General features: G+C 39.7%; 1 protein-coding gene. It reads left to right on the top strand.

Annotated features, from left to right (window positions below; genetic code table 11):
• Positions 1-50: 50 nt before the first annotated feature.
• On the top strand, positions 51-292 hold a 242-nt coding region (locus SB773_RS31060; RefSeq protein WP_410594102.1), incomplete at its 3' end, for a DNA cytosine methyltransferase.

The raw sequence follows: 292 nt of genomic DNA, 5'->3' as shown, positions 1-292 counted from the left end.
ACTAGGGATTATTATTATAATAGGTATAAAAGCCGAAAGGATGTTCGGTCATGATAAATGCAATTGAATTATTTGCGGGGGTCGGTGGGTTCCGGCTGGGCCTTGAGGCGGCAAAAGGATTTGATGTGATTTGGGGTAACCAATGGGAACCTTCAAAAAAATCACAGGATGCTTTTAACTGTTATGCTAGACAGTTCGATAGAGGAATACACTCCAATGAAGACATTTCTACGGTAGATGAAAAGATATTTGTAAATCAAGGGATTGAACTAATTGTAGGCGGTTTTCCTTG

Origin of the sequence: Bacillus sp. SIMBA_074 (assembly GCF_046534555.1) — a bacterium.
Lineage (GTDB): Bacteria > Bacillota > Bacilli > Bacillales > Bacillaceae_G > Bacillus_A > Bacillus_A mycoides.
The sequence above is the reverse complement of the archived record's forward strand: the minus strand, read 5'-3'. Positions and strand labels throughout refer to the sequence as shown.